Here is a 7,720-nt window from a genome sequence, read left to right as displayed (position 1 = left end):
ATTGAGTTCTCAAACAACAGGCCCGCTCTGTCTCCGTTTGTCCAAATCGGCCGGTTCCCATGTCCTCCGCTCCCGTTCCCATCCATACGGACGAGAGGAGAGCTTCGATTCTGTGGTTGTCGGCCGACCAGATGACTTCATCAGCGCGGATATAAACGATAGCACCGGTTCGCCCGGAATGCCAACAGCGGCGGATCTCCTTCGGGAAGGGGGTCCGCCGCTGCTGTCGGAGGCTGCGGTCAGGCGGCGATCATCAGGATGCGGCCGGCTTCAGGTACAGCACGCCGAGGGGCGGTACTCGGACGTCGCCGAACGCCGGCTGCCCGTTGTGCGCACCCTCCTGCGCAGTGATGGAGCCACTGTTGCCGACACCCGAGCCGCCGAACTCCTCGGAGTCGGTGTTGAGGACCTCCGTCCACTCCCCCGCCCACGGCAGTCCGACCCGGAAGCCCTCGTGGGGTCCCCCGGCGAAGTTGGCGATGCAGACGAGCGGGTTGCCCTGGTGGTCCCAGCGGATGAAGGACAGCGTGTTGTGCTCGCCGTCGTTCTCGTCGATCCACTGGAAGCCGGCCGGCTCGTTGTCCCGCGCATAGAGGGCCGGGGTATCCCGGTAGATCGTATTGAGCGAACGGACGAGTTCCTGCACCCCCTTGTGGGAGGGGGTCTCCGTGAGCCACCAGTCGAGGCTGTGGTGCTCGGCCCACTCGGACTCCTGAGCGAACTCGGATCCCATGAAGATCAGCTGCTTGCCCGGGTGCGCCCACTGGAAGGCGAGATAGGCACGGACGTTGGCGAGCTGCTGCCAGCGATCACCGGGCATCTTGCGCAGGAGCGATCCCTTGCCGTGCACGACCTCGTCATGGCTGATGGGCAGCATGAAGTTCTCGGTGTAGGCGTACACCATCGAGAACGTCGCCTTGCCGTGGTGGTGCACCCGGTTGATCGGGTCCTCGGAGATGTACTGGAGGGTGTCGTGCATCCAGCCCATGTTCCACTTGATGCCGAACCCGAGACCGCCGGAGCTGGTGGGCCTGGTCACGCCGTCGAACGCGGTCGACTCCTCGGCGACCATGACGATGCCCGGCGCCCGCTTGTAGGCGGTCGCGTTGACCTCCTGCAGGAAGGAGATGGCCTCGAGGTTCTCGCGCCCACCGAACCTGTTCGGGCGCCACTGTCCCTCCTCACGCGAGTAGTCCAGGTAGAGCATCGAGGCGACGGCGTCCACGCGCAACCCGTCGATGTGGAACTCCTCGAGCCAGTACAGCGCGTTCGCCACCAGGAAGTTGCGCACCTCGCGACGGCCGAAGTCGAAGATCAGCGTGCCCCAGTCCTGGTGCTCGCCGAGGAACGGGTCGCCGTGCTCGTACAGGGTGCCGCCGTCGAACTTGGCCAGCGCCCACGCGTCCTTCGGGAAGTGGGCCGGGACCCAGTCCATGATGACGCCGATGCCGGCCTGGTGGAGCGCGTCGATCAGGTACTTGAAGTCGTCCGGCGAACCGAAGCGTGACGTCGGCGCGAAGTAGGACGTCACCTGGTAGCCCCACGACCCGCCGAACGGGTGCTCGGCCACGGGCATGAGCTCGACGTGCGTGAAGCCCTGCCAGGTGACGTACTCCACCAACTGCTCCGCCAGTTCGCGGTAGCTCAGGCCCTGGCGCCAGGATCCGAGGTGCACCTCGTAGACGCTCATCGGGCCGTTGTGGGGGTCGTTCGCCGCACGGGCCTGCATCCACTCGTCGTCGCCGAAGACGTAGGTCGACTCGACGACCTTCGATCCGGTGAGCGGCGGGATCTCGGTTCCGCGCGCCATCGGGTCCGCCTTCTCACGCCACTGCCCGTCGCTGCCGAGGATCTCGAACTTGTAGCAGGTGCCGGCACCGGCGCCGGGGATGAAGATCTCCCAGATGCCCGAACTGCCGAGCGCGCGCATGGCGTTGACGCTGCCGTCCCAGCCGTTGAAGTCGCCCATGACGCGGACCGCGCGCGCGTTGGGCGCCCACACCGCGAAGGACACACCCTCGATCTCGCCGAGCACGGAGGAGTAGTGGCGGACATGGGCGCCGAGGGCGGTCCACAGGGTCTCGTGCCGGCCCTCGCCGATCAGGTGCATGTCGATCTCACCGAGTGTCGGCAGGAACCGGTAGGGGTCGTCGACGATCGTCGGTCCGCCGTCGTAGGTGACCTCGAGCCGGTAGTCGGGTACGTGCCCGGGATTCTCGGCCGCCAGGGCACCGACCCAGATGCCGTTGTGCTCGTGCCGGAGCTCCGTACGGCCGGTACCCGTGACGACGACGACGGACTGCGCCAGGCGGCGCAATGTCCGGACGGTGACGACGTCGTCGCTGTCGAGGTGGGCACCCAGCACCGCGTGGGGCTGGTGGTAGACGCCCTCCGAGACCTGCTGCAGCACGGAGGGATCGACGGAGGCGGGAGTCAGGTCGGCGGAGGGCGGGGCGGCCGCATCCGGCGCCGTGTCCCCGACGGTCTCCCGCACCTTGTCCTTCAGGCCTGCCGTCGCACTCTTCGCCGTCTCGGCCACGGCCTTCGCCGTGCCCGTCACTGTCTTGGCGGCCTTCGCGGCCTTGGCCGCGAGCGACTCCTCGGCCGGGCCCTCGTCGGGGTTCTTCGGAGAATTCATGTCAGCTGCTTTCGTAGCGTCCGCTCCGGGGTGTGCCCCCAGTGCGCGTCGGACATCCCGGACAGGCATTTCCACCCAGTCCGGTCTGTTGCGGATCTCGTAGACGACTTCGTACAGGGCCTTGTCGAGCCAGAGCGCCCGGAACAGCGGACCCGAGGTGTCGACGGGGGCGCCGGACTCCTCCGCGTACCCGTCGAGGAAGGCCTTCCGCGCGGCGTCGGACCATTGCTCGGTCACGGCGGCCTCGGGCGAACCGACCGGCGCTGCTCCCCGCGAGGCGGCAGCGTACTCCAGCGAGCGGACCATCCCGACGACGTCGCGGACCGGGACGTCCGGGACGCTGCGCTCGGCGGTGGGCCGCAGCGGCTCGCCCTCGAAGTCGATGACGAGCCAGGTGCCGTCCGGGGCCTGGAGGACCTGGCCGAGGTGGAGGTCGGCATGGATGCGCTGGAGGGGCGGGATGTCCTCGAGGACCTCGATGTCCCGCACGATGCGGTCCACCTCGGCGCCCAGTGGGCCGACGGCGTCGCCTGCTTCCTCCCAGGCCCACCGGATCCGCTGCGCGAGGGCTTCCTTGAAGTCCTTCTCCTCCTCCGCGGTCGCCGTGCGGCTTCCGAAGGCGCCGTCCAGTTGCCGGTGGATCCGTGCGACGGCCCGGCCGAGGCCGCGCGCCTCGGCGGTGAAGTCGGCGGCGGTCGAGGCGGCGAGGGAAGCCGTGCGCCAGGCGTCGGTGCTGCCCTCGACGAAATCGCGCAGGACGCTGACGTGCCCGCTCACGTGGTGGCCGGGACCCGCATGGGCTTCCTGCCAGGTGCCCGTGACCCACCCGAACGTGTCGGGGGTGTCCGTGGACCCGCCGGCGGTGAGGCCGGCGCTGATCTGCACGTCGGGGCTGTCGCCGGCCGCCAGCACACGGAAGAACTTCACGATCATGGAGCCGGGACCGGAGCCGTAGACCACCGAGGTGTTCGACTGCTCGCCCTGCAGCACCTTGACGGGCTGGGCCGAGCCGGATTCCTGGTGTTCCGGCTTCTTGACCACGACGCCGGTCAGCCGCCCGTCAGGGGTGCCGGACTCGGACAGCATGAAGTCCACCCAGAGGCGCACGAAATCGGCGTCGTGGGTGGCGTCGTACGCCCAGCGTGTCCCGAGCCCGGGGTGCTCGACCTGCCCGATCAGCCCGGCGGCGTCGTCGAGCGGTTCGCTGCGGTAGCTGATCGGCACGCTGACGACGTCGGTGCGCCGTCCGGACTCCACCGCCAGGAAGTGCACCTCGAAGCCTGCAGCGCCGGCAGGGTCCTCCAGGACCGTCCCGCCGACGACCGTCAGGGCGACCTCGCGTCCCTTCGCGGGGAACCACCGCTGGGACGGAAGCCATTCGGTGAGGATCTCCGGGATGAAGGGGGTGTGGGTCGCCATTATCGGATCGCCTCCGGGACGGGGATGACGGGCATCGCCTGCGTGTGCGGGGATGACGTGTTCGAACTGGCGGAGCGCACGCGCAGCCAGAAGAAGTCGTGGCTGCCGAGCGTCAGGGTCATCTCGCCGTCCTCCGCGAACGCCGGGAAGATCGAACCGCCGAACAGGTCCCGGAGGCCGCGGCCGCCGAACTCGGGCAGGCGCATCCGCGCCGCCACCGGGTGCTGCGACAGGTTGAAGACGCACAGCACCGACTCCTCGGGCTCGCCCTCGGCGTTGTCGGCATCGACCTCGCGGAGGAACGCCAGGACGTGCTCCGACTCGACGGGGACGTTGCGGTAGGTGCCGAGCCCGAACGCCGGGTGGGCCTTGCGGACGGCCAGCATCTGGCGGACCCAGTGCAGCAGCGAACTGGACGTCGCCATCTGCGCTTCGACGTTCACGTGGTTGTAGTGGTAGACGAGGGACTGGACGACCGGGAGGTAGAGCTTCCCGGGGTCCACCGGGGAGAAGCCGGCGTTGCGGTCCGGGTTCCACTGCATGGGGGTCCGTGACGCGTCACGATCCTCCAGCCAGATGTTGTCGCCCATCCCGATCTCGTCCCCGTAGTAGAGGAACGGGCTGCCCGGCAGGGACAGCAGCAGGGCGTGGATCAGTTCCACCTCCGCGCGCGAGTTGTCGAGCAGCGGCGACAGGCGCCGCCGGATACCGACGTTGGCCCGCATCCGGGGATCCGGCGCGTACCAGCCGAGCATCGCCTCGCGCTCCTCGTTGGTGACCATCTCGAGCGTGAGCTCGTCGTGGTTGCGCAGGAACGTGCCCCACTGCGCGCCGGCCGGGATGTCCGGGGTCTCCTTCATCGTCTCGATGATGGGTGCCGACTTCTGGTCACGCAGCGCGTAGAAGAGCCGCGGCATGATCGGGAAGTGGAAGGACATGTGGCACTCGGGGCCGTCCTCGTCGCCGAAGTACTCGACGACCTCGTCCGGCATCTGGTTCGCCTCGGCGATGATGACGCGGCCCGGGTAGTTCTCGTCCACCATCGCGCGGAGCCGCTTGAGGAACTCGTGCGTCTTCGGCAGGTTCTCGCAGTTGGTGCCCTCCTCCTCGAACAGGTAGGGGATGGCATCCGCGCGGAAGCCGTCGATGCCCTGGTCGAGCCAGAACTTCACGACGTCGAAGATCGCCTCCTGCACCTTGGGGTTCTCGAAGTTGAGGTCGGGCTGGTGGCTGAAGAACCGGTGCCAGAAGAACTGCCGGCGCACGGGGTCGAACGTCCAGTTCGATTCCTCGGTGTCCACGAAGATGATGCGCGCGTCCTGGTACTTCTCGTCGGTGTCGCTCCAGACGTAGAAGTCGCCGTACGGGCCCTCGGGATCCCTGCGGGACTCCTGGAACCAGTGGTGCTGGTCCGAGGTGTGGTTCACGGGCAGGTCGATGATGACCCGCACGCCGCGGGCGTGAGCCTCGGCGACGAGCCGCTTGAAGTCACCCAGGGACCCGAACTCGTCGAGGACGTCGTAGTAGTCCGAGATGTCGTAGCCGCCGTCGCGGAGCGGGGACTTGAAGAAGGGCGGGAGCCACAAGCAGTCCACGCCGAGCCACTGGAGGTAGTCCAGCTTGTCGATCAGACCCGAGAGGTCACCGGAGCCGTCCCCGTTCGCATCGGCGAATCCGCGGACCAGGACCTCGTAGAAGACCGCCTTGCGGTACCAGTGGGGGTCGTGGGCCAGTCCGGGTGCGTTGAGCTGGAAGGGGTTGGGCACTAGCGCTGCCTCCTGATCGAGAGAATGTGGGCGGGCTCCACGTGGGCGTCGAGCCGCACGTAGTTGTGCTCGCCCCAGGTGAAGGTCTGTCCCGTGATGAGGTCGTCCACGAGGAACGTGCCGTTCTCGTCGAAGTCCGCGGCATCGAGACCCAACCGCGCGAGGTCGAGCGACACCGTGCTCTCCCTCGTGCTGTGCGGGTCGATGTTCACGACGACGATGATCGTGTCCTTGCCCTCCGCCGTCTGCTTGTGCTTGGCGAAGACCACGGTCGCGGGATCGCTGCTGCCGTGGATGCTGAGGTTCTCGAGGTCGCCGAGCGCGGGGTGCGAGCGGCGGATGGCGTTCAGCCGGGTGATGAACGGCGCCAGCGAGCGCCCCTCGGCCTCGGCCGCGGCGTAGTCCCGGGGGCGGTACTGGAACTTCTCGTTGTCGATGTATTCCTCGGCGCCCGGGCGGGCGACGTGCTCGAACAGCTCGTAGCCGGAGTAGACACCCCACAGCGGGCTGGCCATGGACGCGAGCACGGCCCGGATCTTGAAGGCGGCCGGGCCCCCGTACTGGAGGTACTCCGTGAGGATGTCCGGGGTGTTCACGAAGAAGTTGGGCCGGAAGTAGGACGGCGAGACCTTGCTGATCTCGGTGAAGTACTCCTCGAGCTCCGTCTTCGTGTTGCGCCAGGTGAAATAGGAGTACGACTGCTGGAAACCGGCACGACCGAGGGCGTGCATCATGGGCGGACGCGTGAAGGCCTCCGCCAGGAAGATGACGTCGGGGTGCTTCCTGTTGACCCGGGCGATCAGCCATTCCCAGAACTGCACGGGCTTGGTGTGCGGGTTGTCGACCCGGAAGATCTTCACGCCGTGCTGGATCCACATGAGGACGATCCGCAGGATCTCCTTCGCGAGGCCCGTGGGATCGTTGTCGAAGTTGATGGGGTAGATGTCCTGGTACTTCTTCGGCGGGTTCTCGGCGTAGGCGATCGACCCGTCCACCCGCGTGGTGAACCACTCGGGGTGGCTCGTGACCCAGGGATGGTCGGGCGCTGCCTGCAGTGCGAGGTCGAGTGCGACCTCGAGGTCCAGCTCCCGTGCCCGCGCCACGAACGCGTCGAAATCGTCGAACGTCCCGAGGTCGGGATGGATCGCGTCGTGGCCCCCGGCCTCGGACCCGATGGCCCACGGTGATCCGGGATCGTTGGGCCCGGCGGTCAGCGTGTTGTTCGGTCCCTTCCGGTGGGTCCGTCCGATGGGGTGGATCGGGGGGAGGTACACGACGTCGAAGTTCATGGCCGCGATGGCGTCGAGGCGCTTCGTCGCCTCACGGAACGTACCGGAGGTCCACTGCGCCGTCTCCGGGTCGTAGGTCGCGCCCTCGGACCGCGGGAAGAACTCGTACCAGGCGGCACGCCCGGCCAGTTCGCGCTCGACGTTGATGGGGTACGCCGGGGAGGCGGTGACGAGCGAGCGGATGGGCTGGCGTGCGATCGCCTCGTGGATCTGCGCCGACAGACCGGCGGCGAGACGTGCCTCGACGCTCTGCGAGGTGTCGGCGAGGGTCGAGGCGGCGCGGCGGAAGAGGGTCGCGTCCCGCGCGGTGCGCTCCTCGGCTGCCCGTGTGAACAGCGCGGCGCCTTCGGCGAGCATGAGCTCGACGTCGACCCCTGCCGCGATCTTGATGGTCGCGTCGTGCTCCCACGTCCCGAAGAGGTCCGACCATCCCTCGATGGTGAAGGTGTGCAGGCCCTTGGCACGCGGCGTCAGGGTGCCGGCCCACCGGTCGAGTCCGGACCCCACCGGCGTCATGCGGACGCGCTGCACCTCCTTGCCGCGGGGGTCGTAGAGCACGGCCGATACGCCGAGCTGGTCGTGGCCCTCCCTGAACACGGTCGCACCGA

The 7,720-nt window shown here is 68.1% G+C and carries 3 protein-coding genes; all 3 read right to left on the bottom strand.

Features of this window, described 5'->3' with window-relative positions; genetic code table 11:
• Nucleotides 1-253: 253 nt before the first annotated feature.
• On the bottom strand, nucleotides 254-4,057 hold the full coding sequence (glgB, locus tag CVO76_RS02365) for a 1,4-alpha-glucan branching protein GlgB (RefSeq protein ID WP_208740544.1): 3,804 nt from the start codon (nucleotides 4,055-4,057) through the stop codon (nucleotides 254-256).
• Nucleotides 4,057-5,823, bottom strand: coding sequence for a maltose alpha-D-glucosyltransferase (gene treS, locus CVO76_RS02360; RefSeq protein ID WP_208740543.1), 1,767 nt, complete (start codon nucleotides 5,821-5,823; stop codon nucleotides 4,057-4,059). Before treS ends, glgB begins: the two co-directional genes overlap by 1 nt.
• The coding region (locus CVO76_RS02355; protein WP_208740542.1) for an alpha-1,4-glucan--maltose-1-phosphate maltosyltransferase at nucleotides 5,823-7,720 on the bottom strand (1,898 nt) is incomplete at its 5' end. The genes CVO76_RS02355 and treS, both read right to left, overlap by 1 nt.

This window comes from Arthrobacter agilis, from assembly GCF_002953615.1.
Taxonomy (GTDB): domain Bacteria; phylum Actinomycetota; class Actinomycetes; order Actinomycetales; family Micrococcaceae; genus Arthrobacter_D; species Arthrobacter_D agilis_B.
This window is presented reverse-complemented; position numbering and strand designations above follow the sequence as displayed.